This is a genomic window from Pedobacter sp. T50_32, from assembly GCF_057652195.1.
Genome location: NZ_JBYFBY010000001.1, coordinates 629,584 through 643,914 on the forward strand (window position 1 = coordinate 629,584; position 14,331 = coordinate 643,914).

General features: G+C 37.9%; 16 protein-coding genes. 7 read left to right on the forward strand and 9 right to left on the reverse strand.

Translation table 11 applies throughout. The features are described from left to right. Positions 1 to 55: 55 nt before the first annotated feature. The 5 genes from AC23ME_RS02715 to AC23ME_RS02735 all read left to right on the forward strand — a co-directional run bounded on the left by AC23ME_RS02715 (position 56) and on the right by AC23ME_RS02735 (position 7,008). Positions 56 to 409, forward strand: a complete 354-nt coding sequence (locus tag AC23ME_RS02715; protein ID WP_487726209.1) for a VOC family protein — start codon at positions 56 to 58, stop codon at positions 407 to 409. Positions 410 to 420: 11 nt separating this feature from the next. Next, on the forward strand, positions 421 to 1,287 hold the full coding sequence (locus AC23ME_RS02720) for a helix-turn-helix domain-containing protein (RefSeq protein WP_487726210.1): 867 nt from the start codon (positions 421 to 423) through the stop codon (positions 1,285 to 1,287). 291 nt (positions 1,288 to 1,578) lie between these two features. Beyond that, the gene (locus tag AC23ME_RS02725; RefSeq protein WP_487726211.1) at positions 1,579 to 4,827 is read left to right on the forward strand and encodes a SusC/RagA family TonB-linked outer membrane protein; all 3,249 of its coding nucleotides are present in this window, start codon (positions 1,579 to 1,581) and stop codon (positions 4,825 to 4,827) included. 12 nt (positions 4,828 to 4,839) lie between these two features. Next, a complete protein-coding gene (locus AC23ME_RS02730; RefSeq protein WP_487726212.1) occupies positions 4,840 to 6,378 on the forward strand; it encodes a RagB/SusD family nutrient uptake outer membrane protein in 1,539 nt (512 codons plus the stop codon). 159 nt (positions 6,379 to 6,537) lie between these two features. Then, positions 6,538 to 7,008, forward strand: coding sequence for a hypothetical protein (locus AC23ME_RS02735; RefSeq protein WP_487726213.1), 471 nt, complete (start codon positions 6,538 to 6,540; stop codon positions 7,006 to 7,008). 14 nt (positions 7,009 to 7,022) lie between these two features. On the opposite strand, the gene AC23ME_RS02740 is transcribed toward AC23ME_RS02735, so the two are convergent. From AC23ME_RS02740 to AC23ME_RS02765, 6 genes are all read right to left on the reverse strand, one after another. Continuing rightward, positions 7,023 to 7,391: a DUF2784 domain-containing protein gene (locus AC23ME_RS02740; RefSeq protein WP_487726214.1), complete on the reverse strand. Its 369-nt coding sequence runs from the start codon at positions 7,389 to 7,391 to the stop codon at positions 7,023 to 7,025. After that, positions 7,388 to 7,834, reverse strand: coding sequence for a hypothetical protein (locus AC23ME_RS02745; protein WP_487726215.1), 447 nt, complete (start codon positions 7,832 to 7,834; stop codon positions 7,388 to 7,390). The genes AC23ME_RS02740 and AC23ME_RS02745 overlap by 4 nt, the downstream gene beginning before the upstream one ends. 58 nt (positions 7,835 to 7,892) lie before the next feature. Continuing rightward, positions 7,893 to 8,444: a hypothetical protein gene (locus tag AC23ME_RS02750; RefSeq protein ID WP_487726216.1), complete on the reverse strand. Its 552-nt coding sequence runs from the start codon at positions 8,442 to 8,444 to the stop codon at positions 7,893 to 7,895. A 295-nt stretch (positions 8,445 to 8,739) separates the two neighbouring features. Further along, positions 8,740 to 9,348, reverse strand: coding sequence for a superoxide dismutase (locus AC23ME_RS02755; protein ID WP_487726217.1), 609 nt, complete (start codon positions 9,346 to 9,348; stop codon positions 8,740 to 8,742). Positions 9,349 to 9,429: 81 nt separating this feature from the next. Next, a complete protein-coding gene (locus AC23ME_RS02760; RefSeq protein WP_487726218.1) occupies positions 9,430 to 9,909 on the reverse strand; it encodes a nucleoside deaminase in 480 nt (159 codons plus the stop codon). 78 nt (positions 9,910 to 9,987) lie between these two features. After that, positions 9,988 to 10,323: a tRNA-binding protein gene (locus AC23ME_RS02765; protein ID WP_097133316.1), complete on the reverse strand. Its 336-nt coding sequence runs from the start codon at positions 10,321 to 10,323 to the stop codon at positions 9,988 to 9,990. Between the two features lie 138 nt (positions 10,324 to 10,461). On the opposite strand from AC23ME_RS02765, the gene AC23ME_RS02770 reads away from it, so the two are divergent. Both AC23ME_RS02770 and AC23ME_RS02775 read left to right on the forward strand, forming a co-directional pair. After that, a complete protein-coding gene (locus tag AC23ME_RS02770) occupies positions 10,462 to 11,649 on the forward strand; it encodes a class I SAM-dependent rRNA methyltransferase (RefSeq protein ID WP_487726219.1) in 1,188 nt (395 codons plus the stop codon). A gap of 65 nt (positions 11,650 to 11,714) precedes the next feature. After that, the gene (locus AC23ME_RS02775) at positions 11,715 to 12,614 is read left to right on the forward strand and encodes a bestrophin family protein (protein ID WP_487726220.1); all 900 of its coding nucleotides are present in this window, start codon (positions 11,715 to 11,717) and stop codon (positions 12,612 to 12,614) included. A 150-nt stretch (positions 12,615 to 12,764) separates the two neighbouring features. Here the strand turns inward: AC23ME_RS02775 and AC23ME_RS02780 are convergent, their stop codons facing one another. The 3 genes from AC23ME_RS02780 to AC23ME_RS02790 all read right to left on the reverse strand — a co-directional run bounded on the left by AC23ME_RS02780 (position 12,765) and on the right by AC23ME_RS02790 (position 14,325). Next, the gene (locus tag AC23ME_RS02780) at positions 12,765 to 13,526 is read right to left on the reverse strand and encodes an SDR family oxidoreductase (protein WP_487726221.1); all 762 of its coding nucleotides are present in this window, start codon (positions 13,524 to 13,526) and stop codon (positions 12,765 to 12,767) included. Between the two features lie 65 nt (positions 13,527 to 13,591). Further along, positions 13,592 to 13,975, reverse strand: a complete 384-nt coding sequence (locus AC23ME_RS02785) for a helix-turn-helix domain-containing protein (RefSeq protein ID WP_487726222.1) — start codon at positions 13,973 to 13,975, stop codon at positions 13,592 to 13,594. Positions 13,976 to 14,127: 152 nt separating this feature from the next. After that, a complete protein-coding gene (locus tag AC23ME_RS02790; RefSeq protein WP_487726223.1) occupies positions 14,128 to 14,325 on the reverse strand; it encodes a hypothetical protein in 198 nt (65 codons plus the stop codon). Between the last annotated feature and the right edge of the window lie 6 nt (positions 14,326 to 14,331).

A 14,331-nucleotide genomic window follows, 5' to 3' on the forward strand; every position in this document is an offset into this window, starting at 1 on the left:
TGATATGCCGAGTTCTTTCTGCAACTAATTTTATATCACACAATTAGAAACAGGAATGAAAGAGGTTATAGCCGAGAGTTTTTATGTTAAGGTAGGCAATTTAAGCAAAGCACTAACATTTTTTAGCGATGTACTGGAAATGCACATCGAGCCATTCGATGCCCAAACATATGTCGCTACTTCAAAAGATGAGGTATCTGTCTTTCTGTCGGAAAAACAGGATGACAAACAAACCAAACAGATTTACTTGACTACCGCAGATTGCATTGAGCAATACTGTCTTTTAAAAGCTAAAGGTTTGGTTTTTGAGCAGTCTCCTTCTTATCAGCCACAAGGTTTAATGGCAGCATTTACTGATGAATATGAAAATCATTACTATTTGGTTGAACCTCGTAAATACAACGATTAGCATTAACACAGATGAGATACGTAAAGGAATTGAGTAATAGGAACAAGATTGTAAGCGAACATACTTGCAAGTCGTTCTACAAGCCTTCAGATCGAGAAGCTTACACCTTAAAATTTGTGTTTGCAGGCGAGGAAAAATGTACGGTTAACAAAAGAAATATCAGCATATTTCCCGATAGTTTTATTGTGTTCAATCACGGAACAGACTATAACACTACCATCGATTCGATAACTCCTGTTAACACCTTAGCCTTAGCTTTTGATGCCGGTTTTGTAAAGGACTTTAGCAACACTTACCAGCTAAGTGATGAAAATCTTTTGGATGGAAAATCACAGAGCGCACCATTATTTTTAGAAACTTTGTATCCGTTTGTTGGGGATATGAGATACAATGTTCTGCATTTAAAAAGCCAAATAGATAAAGGTTTGGATAACGAAATGCTTATCAACGAATATCTACATCATTGTTTACTGAACTACTATGGGATTTATCACAAAGAAATAACCCAGAAGGTAAATAAACTGAGTTTCATCAAGACAAAAACTAAAGAAGAAATTATAAAAAGGTTGGTGCTGGCCAAAGAATACATCAATAGCAATTACAATACAGATGTTTCTTTAGACGATATTTCTGCGTATTGCTGCCTTTCAGTAAATCATTTATTACGCACTTTTAAGGAAGCTTATGGAATTAGTCCATATCAGTATTTAATGCAGTTGAGAATTAATAGAGCTAAGCATCTTTTAAAAACTACCGATTATCCTTTAGGAGAAATTGTAGGCCTAATTGGTTTCGAGAACACCAGCTCTTTTATCAGGTTATTCAAAAATTCGGTGTGTATGACGCCATCGAAATTTAGAAAAGAAGCTTATGCTTAAAATCAATAATAAAAGGTGTTTTGCGCATATTTTTATAAATAATGGCATGCTACCTTTGACATAGGTAAAACGGACAAATTTTGTAGAAGGGATTTTAGCCGTTAGTTAATAATTAATTAAAAGCAAACACCAGGATTGGCAGTTTGCTTTTTTTGTTTGTGCGCATTGGCAAAAAGGTGCTTTTCGCACATTTTGTGGAATTGCCTTGCTCTTTCTTTGTGTTTGAAGACTTCCCGATTTTGAAATCTGGGTTAGTCTTAGAAATCTTATTCATTAACTAACCATTAAATTATGAAACAAAAATTACTATTATTAGTGATTACCGTTTTGTCTTTTTTTGCTGCAAATGCACAAAATAGAACAATAACGGGCAAAGTTTTAGATGCTGCCGACGGCTTACCGCTACCGGGAGTTTCTATCAGAGCAAAGGGGACTTCCCAATTTGCACAAACAACAAATCAAGGTACTTTTTCTATTTCGGTACCTGCAAATGTACAAAGCCTCGTGTTTAGCTTTATTGGCTATAAAGAGCAAGAAGTTAAAATTACTGGAAATACCGTAAATGTAGACTTGGCATCGGAAGCTAAAAGTTTAAGCGAGGTTGTGGTTGTTGCCTACGGTCAATCGACTAGGGAAGCAATTACAGGCGCCGTAACTACTTTGGGTGCAAAAGATTTAGAGAAAAGACCTATCACTAACGCTTTTGCGGCATTAGAAGGTCTTGCTCCGGGTATCCAAGTAAACAATACAGAAGGGCAACCAGGTTCTGAGCCTGCTGTTCGTATCCGTGGATTTTCATCTGTTTCTACCAACGCCGGTTCTAATAGCCCACTATATGTAATAGATGGCGTGCCTTTCGGTGGTAATGTATCAGATATTAACCCTAATGATATTGAGAGTATTTCGGTACTTAAGGATGCTTCTGCTTCATCACTATACGGAAATAGAGCATCGAACGGTGTAATCATTATCACTACAAAAAAGGGGACAAAAGGCGCAGGAAGTCTTAATGTAACATCTAATCAAGGTTTTTACAGCAGAGGTATTGCAGAATACCAAAAGTTAGATCCTAAACAATACATGGAAGCGATGTGGATGGGCTTCAAGAACAACTTGATGTCTACAAACCCAACTACTTACCCAACAGAAGCTGCTGCGGGAGCTAGGGCAAGCAACAATTTAATTGCAGATTACCTAAAGCTGAATATCTTTAATAAACCAAGCACTCAGTTATTTGATGCCAACGGTAAAATGGTTGCGGATGCTTCAATTTTGCCTGGTTATGTAGATGATTTGGATTGGTTTACTTTCGAGAGAACTGGACATCGTCAAGATTATAACTTTAACGCCCGTACCGCAACAGACAAAAGTAGTTTGTTCTTCTCATCTGGCTACTTGGACGAAAAAGGTTATATGAAGATGTCTGATTATAAAAGGCTTACCGGTCGTGTTAATGGAGATTTTACTCCAAAAACTTGGCTTAAGGCAGGTTTTAATTTATCAGGATCGCACCAAAAGTCAAACTTCTTGTCGGCAACTTCAGGAAGCGCAGGCTCATTCATTAATCCATATAACTTCGCTAGAAACATAGCGCCAATATATCCAGTGCATTTGCATGACCTAGCCACTGGTGAGTATATTTTAGGTGCTGACGGCCAGAGACTGTATGACGATGGTATCTTATCACGCAACCAGTATGCTGGTCGTCATACCATTTGGGAAAATGAACTTGACAGAAATTTCGATTTTAGAAATACCCTAAATGGACAGGGATATTTCGATGTGAAATTTTTGAGAGATTTTACCTTCACCGTAAAAGGAGATTTGAATGTAAGAAACAACGAAGAGCATGTGTATGACAATGCAATTATTGGCGATGGCGCAGGTGTTAAAGGCCGAGCATACAGAACGCTTTATCGTTACAAAAACTACACCTTACAGCAATTGTTAGATTGGAACAAGTCGTTTGGCAAACATAACCTAGATTTATTGGCCGGACACGAGAACTTCTATTACAACTATAATTACATCAACGGTTCTAAAAATACAGAAACCTTTGCGGGTAAAACTGAGTGGATCAACTTTACCAATATTGCTACCCTTACCGATTATCAAGTAGATTACCGTACGGAAGGTTTTTTCACCAGAGCACGTTACAACTACAACAATAAGTACTACGCTGATGCTTCATTTAGAAGAGACGGAACTTCTAGATTTTCTCGTGCTTCTCGTTGGGGTAACTTCTGGTCTGTTGGTGGTTCGTGGATCATCTCTAAAGAAGATTTCCTAAGTCCGTATGCTAACAGTATCGCTAACTTAAAATTAAGAGCATCTTATGGTGAAGTTGGTAATGATGCGGCTGCAGGCTACTATGCTTACATGGCATTGTACACATTGAGACAAAATGCAAATCAATCGGCACTTACCATTGGGCAAAATCCTAACGAAGATCTGATTTGGGAAACTTCTTCATCTTCAAACGTTGCTTTAGAAGGTCGTTTGTTCAAAAGAGCAAACTTCGTGGTAGAATATTTCGATAAACGTTCTAAGAATTTATTGTTTGATGTAAGCTTGCCATTCTCGGCAGGTGGTACAGCTACTACATCTGCACAGGCTGTAATTACCAAAAACATCGGTTCTATTTCTAACAGAGGTTTAGAGGTAAGTTTTGATGTGGATGTGGTTAAAAGCAGTGCTTTCAATTGGAATGTTGGCGCCAATGCAACTTGGATGACCAACAAAATATTGGAACTGCCAGCAGAGAACAGACAAAATGGTATTGTTTCGGGCTTGTTTAAAAGAATGGAAGGAAGAAGTATTTACGATTTCTGGACTTATCAATACGTAGGTGTAGACCAAATGACGGGTAATTCACTTTATTTGCCAGATACAGAAAACTATAATGTTAACGGTTCGGCGCCAGGTAAAGGTGCTATTCCAGCGGCAAACTTGATTGAAATAAATGGTCAATATTATACCAACTACAACACTTATGCGAAGAGAGATTTCAGCGGCAGCGCTATTCCAAAAGTATTCGGAAGTTTCAATACTTTATTAAACTACAAGGATTTCTCATTATCAGGTTTGTTTACTTACGCTATAGGTGGTAAAACCTACGATTATTCTTATCAAGCTTTAATGTCGATGTCTGGTGCAGTAAGTACTTTACATAGTGATGTGATGAAATCTTGGAATGGCGTACCGGCTGGCATGACAGCAACATCGTCAAATCGTATCGACCTTAATGGAACACCAATTCTTGATTTCTCTAGAAACGATAGAACTAATGGTACATCAACCAGATTTTTACAAGACGGTTCTTACCTTGTAGTTAAAAACATCGCTTTGGGCTACAAATTACCTAAGTCTTTATTGAGCAGATTAGACCTAAGTTCGGTAAGTGTAAATGTAGCGGTAGAGAACTTGGCTACTTTCACCAAGCTACAAGGCATGAACCCGCAACAAGCCTTTAATGGCGTACACGATAATGCCTACGTAACACCACGTACGGTATCTTTTGGAATTAACATTGGCTTATAAAAAAGGAAAAAGATGAAAAATTTAAAATATAAATTACTAGCACTTGGCATGGTGTTGCTAATGGCGTCTTGTGAAAAAGAATACCTAGATACTGCGCCAACCAATGCAACAGGCTCAAAAACTGTTTTCGAAACTACTCAAAATGCAGCTTATGCGGTTAATGGTATAGCAAAGCTGATGTCTAGCCAATACTTGCAAAGTCAAGGGTTTAATGGCGAGGGCACTATTAAAATGTGGTATGGTAACTATCCGGGTAACCATTTTGTGGTAGATCTTTCTGGATGGGCGCCAATCATCAATAGTGAATTTAACGAAAGTGTAAATAGTGCTTATTTGTACTACCCTTGGTACTATTACTACATGTTAATTGGTAATGCAAACGCTATTATTTTGAATGTTGATGGCGCAAGCGGTCCAGAAACTGACAAACAATGGATTAAGGCGCAGGCTTTAACTTACAGAGCTTACTCTTATATGATGTTGGCGCAGCTTTACTGTAACCGTTGGTCTGATTCTAACAATGGCGCAGCCGATGGTTTGGTGTTACGTAAAGATCTTTCAACTGGTGATTTGGCAAGATCAACCATGTTAGAAACGTATAATTCAATTTACGACGATTTAAACCAAGCACTTGCTTTATACACTGCATCTGGTAAATCGCGAACTGCCGCTTACCAAATGAATAGCAACGTTGCTTATGCCGTTTACGCTAGGGCAGCCTTAAATAGACAAGATTATCCAACAGCAGAAGCTAATGCAGTGAAAGCAAGAGCTGGTTTCCCATTAATGACGGTAGCGGAATACAACGCTGGGTTCTGTAATCCTAACCAAGAGTGGATTTGGAGTACTTATGGTGCTTCTGACGAGAACATTCAGTTCTATTCTTATTTTGCTTATATCGCTTATAATTCAAGTGCTGGTGCTGTAAGATCTACGCCTAAGTTAATCAGCAGAGAGCTTTATAATGCTATACCTACCACAGATATTAGAAGGAATTTATTTTTAGATCCAACAGGATATACTTATAACACTTCTACAGGTAGGGCAGCAGCAACCGACGGTACTTTGCGTAATAGAGCTTTTGCAGTGCGTCCATTGATTAGAGCAGATGCTACTCCTTATGCTTACATGCAGTTTAAAATTGCAGCAAACGACTTACCGGGTGTAGGTCATATGAACAATTTTAGATCTTCGGAAATGTTGTTGATAGAAGCTGAAGCTAAATATTTCCAAAACAAACCAGCTACAGAAGTACAGGCTTTGTTAACTGCACTAACAAGAACTAGCGGAAGAGATGCTGCGTATACAAGTACTCAAACAGGTACGGCTTTACTGGCTGAGATTAAAAAATATCGTGCTATTGAGCTTTGGGGCGAAGGTTTTGATTGGTTTGATGCGAAACGCTGGGGCGACAACATCTCTAGGAAAACCTATGCTAACGGTGGTAATTTCATAACGGCATTAGCCAAAACTTTTACGCCAGCAGAAAACAACAAATGGACTTGGAAACTTCCATTAAGAGAAACCGATTTCAACAAGCTTGCTTTTTAATTTCAGGTTGTAAAGTAATAACGAAACCCCGTAGTTTTTACTGCGGGGTTTTTCTTTACGATGTATTCTCACAATTCTGTTACTCAGTGCTATAGGTGTTTTTTGCATATAATTTCACAGTAATTAGGCCGAGATTTAATCATAAAACATACAAAAATTATGAAACGTAAATTCTTGGCGATTTTAATACTAGGTATCAGTATCGCAAACAACATCTTCGCAACCGAAAAACCTGTAAAGAGTTATCAAAAAGTAATCGATGGATTTGTGTCGAGCTTTTTAAATAACGACCATAAATTATTGAAGGGTTTATTAAGTGATGATGCAATGTATTCTTTTAACAGGGATGTGCGGGTAGTGAAACACGGAGCTACCGCAGTTGTTAACGAGATGAGAAAGAGTGGTAATATTACAATGCAAAATTGCGATGTGAAATCGCAAATTATAACAGCTACAGATGCTTTGGTAATGGCTGAGGTAGATATTAGCTTTGAGGCAGTAGACAACAAGCAGAAAAATTATATTGTGCTAGAAAGAAGTAAGGATGGCGAATGGAAAATCACAAACGTGTATAAATTCTATATGAGTGGTAAGGACGATATTAAAGAAAAGAAAAATATCGCCGTTTAGGATAGTTCAGCAAATTACTTTCTTTTACTGAAGAAGTTAACTTTAATCGAACAAGCAATTGCAATAAGAAAAGAACCCAAGGTGATGATATCTATCGTAGTATCGGGAATGTCTTTTCCTGTAAGCTTATCGAGATAATATTTTACAAAAGAATTGGGCAGATTAGTCTCGCCCAATTTTTCTTTAACCTGCCATTGCCAGTCGGTAATAGGGCAATAGCCGATGCCATACCAAATACCTAAAACTAGCCAGCAAAATAAAGTGATGCCTGCAATATAGAGGTGGATTTTTCTAGTTTTTGGCCAAATCCAAGCGAAAAGGTTTGCTCCAATAATGAGCAGGTGTATAATGGTATAGAAATAATCTAAGAGCTGTAAACTCACGGTTGTCCCGCTTTTACCGATTTTAAACCTTCAATGCCAACAATTTTTTCTTCCTCTTCCCCTTTTTTCTTCTTCTTTTTCTTTTTAGGGTCGATACCTGCCAAACGCTCTTCTACCACTTTATCATACTCTAAAGCTTGTTCAGGTTTTAAAACTGCTTTAATGTTTTTATTGGTTTCATTGTTTAAACGATAAAGCTTAGTTACTTCCTCGTCGTTATAACCAGTAGCTTGCTGTTTTTTCATCAAAGCTACCTGCTCTTTAGCCATGTTGTAGGCATAATTGTAGATTACACCTTTTTGTGTAGCGGTAAGCTTTAAGCGAGTTTCTAACTCATCTACATTTTTCTTTGCTAATTCTTCTGGTGTTGGCATTTTAGGTTGTGCCAATGCAGCAATTGCAATTGTCGTAAAAAGGAAAAGAGCAGATAAAAACTTTCTCATTGTCGAATAATTTTTGAACCTGCAATTTAAGAAAAATTTATAAAATGGATAATTTGAATTAGTTAGCATCAAAAACGGCTTTCCATTTTGGCTTTGGTTCGGGAGCTTTAAATAAGTATACAATGGCAATTACGTTTAATATAAGTTGCCCGAAATTTACTAACGCAATTGTTGGATACATCATAGCTGCAAAAGGAATTGAAAAAAGGCCAAATACTGAAAAAACTAGAAGAACATATTTTAACCAAGTAGTTTCTGTTTTTGCCATTATCCCAAAAATGATGGTAACCGCTGTTGATACAACGGCGCCAAAAGTAGAAATTTCATTATCTATGGAGGTGCCGATGTAAAAGTTAAGTAAGCCTAGTACGCCAGAAGAAAAAATTATATTGGAAGCGAGAGTGTAGTATTTTTGCCCGTCTAGTTTCACTTCCGGCGTAAGCGCAGTTTCTATATACGCTTTTTGTTCTTCTGAAAATTCGTAGCCTCTTTTTGTAAGGATTTCCACTGCATATTCAATGGCGTCGGTGACGTAACCTTTGTTAGGTTTAAGGTAGTCTTCGAGTTCTTTGTCGGTTTTTTGAAGCAGCAGGTTTTTGTTTACTCTCATGTGGAGGTTAATTTAGCGATGGACCAAATTAAGCAAAAATGTACATTTCTAAGGGAGGATTTTTGTAAAATAAACCCGATTGAAGTGGTTATACTTTTTGATGCGTCATTTCGAACGCAGAGAGAAATCTATAAGTTAGGTGCATCAATGAAACAGATTTCTCTCTGCGTTCGAAATGACGTAGAACGGAACACAAAAAGATAAAAACGAAAAGCGGGACTATCGTTTCCGACGCCCCGCTTCTATTGATTTTCTAAAAAGAAAATTGAATTATTTACCTAGTGCTTAACAGCTACTATAACGCTTTCTTGTAACGTTCAGCTACTGCATCCCAGTTTACTACGTTCCAAATTGCCGCTAAATAATCAGGGCGTTTGTTTTGGTATTTTAAGTAGTAAGCGTGCTCCCAAACGTCGATACCGAAAATAGGCGTACCTTTTACTTCAGCAACATCCATTAATGGGTTATCTTGGTTTGGCGTAGAAGAAACTACCAATTTCTTGTCTGCACCTACAGAAAGCCAAGCCCAACCAGAACCAAAACGAGTTGCACCCGCATCTTGGATTTTAGTTTTGAACTCTGCGAAAGAACCGAAAGCTTCGTCGATTGCTTTAGCTAAATCGCCAGTTGGCTCGCCGCCTTTATTTGGGCCTAAAACTGTCCAGAACAATGAGTGGTTATAGTGACCACCGCCGTTGTTGCGTACTGCAGCAGGGTATTTAGAGATGTTTTTAACGATATCTTCGATGCTATTGTTAGCCTCTGGTTTACCTTCTAAAGCTTTGTTTAAATTGGTAACATAAGCTTGGTGGTGTTTTCCATGGTGAATTTCCATGGTTGCTTTGTCGATATGTGGTTCTAATGCGTCTGTTGCGTATGCTAACGCTGGTAATTCAAAAGCCATAATGTATATGATTTAAGGGTTATTTAAAATGTTATCTCTACAAATATAACAGAGATAGGTTAAGTTTTATTCAATTGTTTGTCAACTTTGTTTGCGTTTATTGATAAAAAACGCTGACATGAGGCTGCCGCACTCATCTGACAAAACACCTCCAATTAACAACGTTTTGGGATGTAAAAGGTTTTGCCCTACTTTGGTGAAGCCTCGTTTTTCTTCCTTTGCACCATAAACTATTCTACTAATTTGTGTCCAATAGCTTGCTCCTGCACACATTACGCAAGGTTCTATGGTGACGTACAAGGTGCAATCTTTTAAATATTTGCCGCCTAAAGTTTGTGCTGCTGCCGTAAAAGCCTGCATTTCGGCGTGTGCAGTTACGTCGTTTAATTGCTCGGTGAGGTTGTGTCCGCGACCAATTACTTTACCTTTGCAGACCACAATGGCGCCGATGGGAATTTCTTGTGCATCGTAGGCTTTTTTTGCTTCGTTTAAAGCCAAACGCATGTAGTGTTCGTCTTCTTGCTGCGGGTTGGCGTTTTCTTCGAAATTATAGAAGGACATTCGGGTTAATCGTTTAACTGTTTAAATTGGTTAATTGTGAGCATATATCATCGGACTTACGGACTAAAAACTTCCTGACTAAATCAACTTACTTCCGTTCGGTACTTTTCTTTCTACGGTGCTTAGTACAATATCTCCGTTTTCATCGGCGAAGCCTGTAACTAAAAACTCGCTCATAAACTTACCAATTTGCTTTTTAGGAAAGTTAACTACGCCGATGATTTGTCTGCCAATTAATTCTTCTAAAGTGTAATGTTTGGTGATTTGTGCACTGCTCATTTTAATGCCCAGTTCTCCAAAATCTACTTTTACTTTATAGGCTGGTTTTCTGGCTTCGGGATATTCGAAAGCTTCTATAATGGTGCCTACTCTTAGTTCTACTTTTTCAAAATCGTTCCATGTGATTTCTTCCATTTTGTAAAAATAATATTAAACCACTAAGACACGAAGTACACAAGGGTTTATTTTAAGAGTACAGCTTCTAAATTACTTATTTCTTAGTGCTCTTGGTGTCTTAGTGGTTATAGGACTAGTTTTTAGTACATTTGCAAAATGGTAGAAATCAAGCTAAAAAAAGGAAAAGAAAAAGCAGTTTATCAACGTCATCCTTGGGTGTTTTCTGGTGCATTAGATAAAGTGAAAGGGAAGCCCGAAAATGGAGATGTAGTACGTTTGGTAGATGCAAGTGGAGATTTTTTAGCCTATGGATATTACAACGACCAATCTCGTGTAGCTGTGAGGCTCATTGAATGGAATGAAGAAGTGGAGATTAATGCCGGTTGGTACGAGCAAAAAATTAAAACTGCCATTGCCGGAAGAGCGCATTTGTTAGCCGATAAGGAAACTACTGCCACTCGCTTAATTTTTAGCGAAGCTGATTTTTTACCTGGTTTAATTGTAGACCACTATGCTGATTTCCTTTCTGTACAGATTTTAAGTTCTGGAATTGAAAAAGCGAAAGACGTTATCATTGCTGCTTTAGTTAAGATTTTACAACCCAAAGGGATTTTCGATAGAAGTGATGCCACTGCTCGTACCCACGAAGGTATTACGGCAGAAAATGGCTTGCTTTGGGGCGAAACTCCAGAAGAGTTCATCGAAGTAAAAGAGAACGGTATCAAATACCATATTAATATTGCTGAAGGGCAAAAGTCTGGCTTTTACTGTGACCAACGTGATAATAGAAGCATTTTAGCAAGTTATACCAAAGGTAAATCTGTACTGGATTGCTTTAGCTACAGTGGTGGTTTCAGTTTGAACGCTTTTGCGCAAGGAGCAGCAGAAGTGACTTCTGTTGATAGCTCGGCATTGGCCATAGAAACTTTAAAGCAAAACATCGACCTTAATAAATTTGATGCAAGTAAACACATAGCCATCCAAAGCGATGTAAACAAACAGCTCCGTCAGTTTAATGATGAAGGCAAAAAGTTTGATGTGGTGGTGTTAGACCCACCGAAATATGCGCCTTCTCGTTCTGCTTTAGATAGAGCTGCAAGAGCTTACAAAGATTTAAACCGTCGCGGTCTGTTGTTGTTAGAAAGCGGAGGTTTGTTGGCTACTTTTTCTTGTTCTGGAGCAGTAGATATCGACACCTTTAAAAATATCATTGCTTGGGCAGCTTTAGATGCAGGTAAGGAAGTCCAAATCATCAAGCAGTTTTGCCAACCAGAAGACCATCCCGTAAGGTTATCTTTTCCAGAAGGAGAATATTTGAAAGGGCTACTGGTAAGGGTAGTTTAATATTTTCAAATAATGCTAACTATTTTTCTAATTTGTTGTTTACAAACCAACAAATAGAAAAACCCATGCTTCTTGTTAACAACATTCGCCTAAGTAGAATTGTCAGAAATACTTGGCACGTAGATTTAATTATGATTGCGTCTTGTATGGGCGCTTATTTTATTCGCGAATATCTCATCGCGTATCACTTTTCTATTCCAACTATTATTCCTACCGTTTTAGGTACTGCTATTGCGTTCTTCATTGGTTTTAACAATAATCAAGCTTACGATAGATGGTGGGAAGCTAGAAAAGTTTGGGGTGGTTTGGTAAACGATTCGCGTTCGTTTGCCCGGAGCTTATTAAGCTATGTGCCACAAAGTGATGAAAATAAAGAGATTACGCAACGAATGATACGAAGACACATTGCCTTTTTATATGCACTAAAAGCAAATTTACGTGGTACTGTAGATTTAATTTATGTGAAATATTTGGATGATGCGGAACGTGCTGAAATAGAAAAGCACAACAATTTGCATAATGCGATCCTATTAAAACAGTCGGAAGATTTGGAAAAGCTATCTAGAAGTGAAGCCATTGACGGTTTCAAGTTTATTCAAATTAATGAGATGTTAGTTAGGTTTAGCGACGAAATGGGGATGAGCGAACGTATTAAAAATACTGTTTTCCCAACTACCTATAGCTATTTAACCAAAGTATTTATTTGGTTGTTTGTGGTTACTTTTACCTTAGTAATTAGTCAGGAAATGGGTGTTTGGTCTATTTTTATGGGCTGGATGATCGGTTTTGTTTTCGTGTCTACACAAATTAACGGGATGAACTTAGTTGACCCTTTCGAGAACAATGTTGCAGGTATTCCACTAAACCAAATTACCAGAACTATTGAAATTAACCTTTTACAGATGATGGGTGAGAAAGATACACCGCCACCAATTACCCCTATTAATGATGAATATGTGCTGTAAGAAGTAGCCAAGAAAAGCCAAAAAGCCCAACGAAATCAATTCGCTGGGCTTTAATAGTGTTGCTTGATTTCAAAAGCTCTTCTAAAGTGTAAAACTTTATCAATACTTAAAGCTAGTCCATTAAGGGCTAAAAAGCAACATTTTATGAATTTAAATAAACATTCCGCCAGAAACCTCTAATCTTTGTGCGTTCACCCAACGTCCTTCTTCCGAGCAAAGGAACGCTACTACACCGCCAATATCATCTGGCAGGCCAACTCTTCCTAATGCTGTGTTGGCTGCAATACCTTGGTTCATTTGTTCATTATCCCTAACAACGCCGCCTGCAAAATCTGTTTCAATTGCTCCTGGAGCTACTGCATTTACGGCAATTCCTCGTGAGCCTAACTCTTTTGCCAAGTATTTGGTGAGTACTTCAATGGCGCCTTTCATAGCTGCATACGCACTATAACCAGGCAAAGAGAACCTACTTAAACCAGTAGATATATTGATTATCCTACCACCATCAGCAATAGTGCCTAATAATTTCTGGGTTAAAAAGTAAACACCTTTAAAGTGAATGTTTGTAAGCAAATCGAATTGTTCTTCTGTAGTGCTAGTAAATGGCGCATGGATTCCGATACCAGCGTTATTGATTAGGAAATCGAAGTTTGACCTGTTCCACTTTTCGTTTAAGGTAGATGCCAATGTTGTAGCAAAAGCATCAAATCCTTTTACTTCGCCAACATTTAACTGAAGTGCTACAGCTCTTTGTCCTGCGGCTTGTATGGCACTAACCACTTCGTCGGCTTCTGCTTTATTGCTATTGTAGGTTATAATTACGTCATTGCCCTTTTTAGCTAAAGCAAGTGCCATATTTCTGCCCAAACCACGGCTTCCGCCAGTTATTAAAGCTATTTGTTGTGTTTCCATCGTTTTGTGTCTTTTTAATTAGAAACAAATATCAGCAGGAAGCTAGCTTCAAAAATGGTGACAGTTTAAGTATTTTGATCAAGTTGCTTTCTAAATTGGCGGGGTGTTATACCTTCGAAAGACTTGAAAAACTTGGTAAAATTGGTTGGCTCGTTAAAGGTTAGCTTGTAGCTAATTTCGTTGATAGGTTTATCAGTTTCACTCAGCATTTTCTTTGCCTCTTCCATTACGCGTTGTTCGGCAAAGTGGCAAGGAGAATAACCTGTAGTTAATTTGATGGTATTGCTAAAGTGCGTAGGATGGATGAACAGGTGCGCTGCAAAATCTTTGATGTGGTACATTTGCTCAGTTCTGCCACTTAAAATATCGTCGATATGCTTTTCTAGCAATGCAAAAAAATCCTTGGTAATTTCTTCTTTGCGGGTAAGTAGTTTTTTAGGGATTGGCATTTGCTTATTTACATTTTTAGTGAGAGAAGAAACATATTACAGCTAGTAATTGATACGCTTTAAGATTTTTCATTAGCTTGTTATTGCTTTTCAATGGTATTCAAGGCTGCTATACAGGTGCTTCGTAAACTCGCAATGACAACAACAGAAACTTAAGCTTCATCTGCTTCGTAGCCTACAAAATTCCAATTTCCTTTGGAATCTTTCTCGTAACTTACTTTGTAATTAGAAGATGGTGGAATAGTAAAATGAAAGCTCAGCGTAGTTTCTTCCAGATTTTTTGGAATGAAGTGCTTAACAATAGAGTTTGCCGTTGCTTCTATTTGCTCTTTTGAATGTTGCTTTGCCATAAAATG

Coding starts and splice junctions, on each gene's coding strand:
- AC23ME_RS02755 (WP_487726217.1), bottom strand. CDS start 9,348: ATGGCTTTTGAATTACCAGCGTTAGCATACGCAACAGACGCATTAGAA.
- AC23ME_RS02785 (WP_487726222.1), bottom strand. CDS start 13,975: ATGCCAATCCCTAAAAAACTACTTACCCGCAAAGAAGAAATTACCAAG.
- AC23ME_RS02745 (WP_487726215.1), bottom strand. CDS start 7,834: ATGAGAAAGTTTTTATCTGCTCTTTTCCTTTTTACGACAATTGCAATT.
- AC23ME_RS02775 (WP_487726220.1), top strand. CDS start 11,715: ATGCTTCTTGTTAACAACATTCGCCTAAGTAGAATTGTCAGAAATACT.
- AC23ME_RS02715 (WP_487726209.1), top strand. CDS start 56: ATGAAAGAGGTTATAGCCGAGAGTTTTTATGTTAAGGTAGGCAATTTA.
- AC23ME_RS02735 (WP_487726213.1), top strand. CDS start 6,538: ATGAAACGTAAATTCTTGGCGATTTTAATACTAGGTATCAGTATCGCA.
- AC23ME_RS02725 (WP_487726211.1), top strand. CDS start 1,579: ATGAAACAAAAATTACTATTATTAGTGATTACCGTTTTGTCTTTTTTT.
- AC23ME_RS02790 (WP_487726223.1), bottom strand. CDS start 14,325: ATGGCAAAGCAACATTCAAAAGAGCAAATAGAAGCAACGGCAAACTCT.
- AC23ME_RS02770 (WP_487726219.1), top strand. CDS start 10,462: ATGGTAGAAATCAAGCTAAAAAAAGGAAAAGAAAAAGCAGTTTATCAA.
- AC23ME_RS02780 (WP_487726221.1), bottom strand. CDS start 13,526: ATGGAAACACAACAAATAGCTTTAATAACTGGCGGAAGCCGTGGTTTG.
- AC23ME_RS02765 (WP_097133316.1), bottom strand. CDS start 10,323: ATGGAAGAAATCACATGGAACGATTTTGAAAAAGTAGAACTAAGAGTA.
- AC23ME_RS02720 (WP_487726210.1), top strand. CDS start 421: ATGAGATACGTAAAGGAATTGAGTAATAGGAACAAGATTGTAAGCGAA.
- AC23ME_RS02760 (WP_487726218.1), bottom strand. CDS start 9,909: ATGTCCTTCTATAATTTCGAAGAAAACGCCAACCCGCAGCAAGAAGAC.
- AC23ME_RS02730 (WP_487726212.1), top strand. CDS start 4,840: ATGAAAAATTTAAAATATAAATTACTAGCACTTGGCATGGTGTTGCTA.
- AC23ME_RS02750 (WP_487726216.1), bottom strand. CDS start 8,444: ATGAGAGTAAACAAAAACCTGCTGCTTCAAAAAACCGACAAAGAACTC.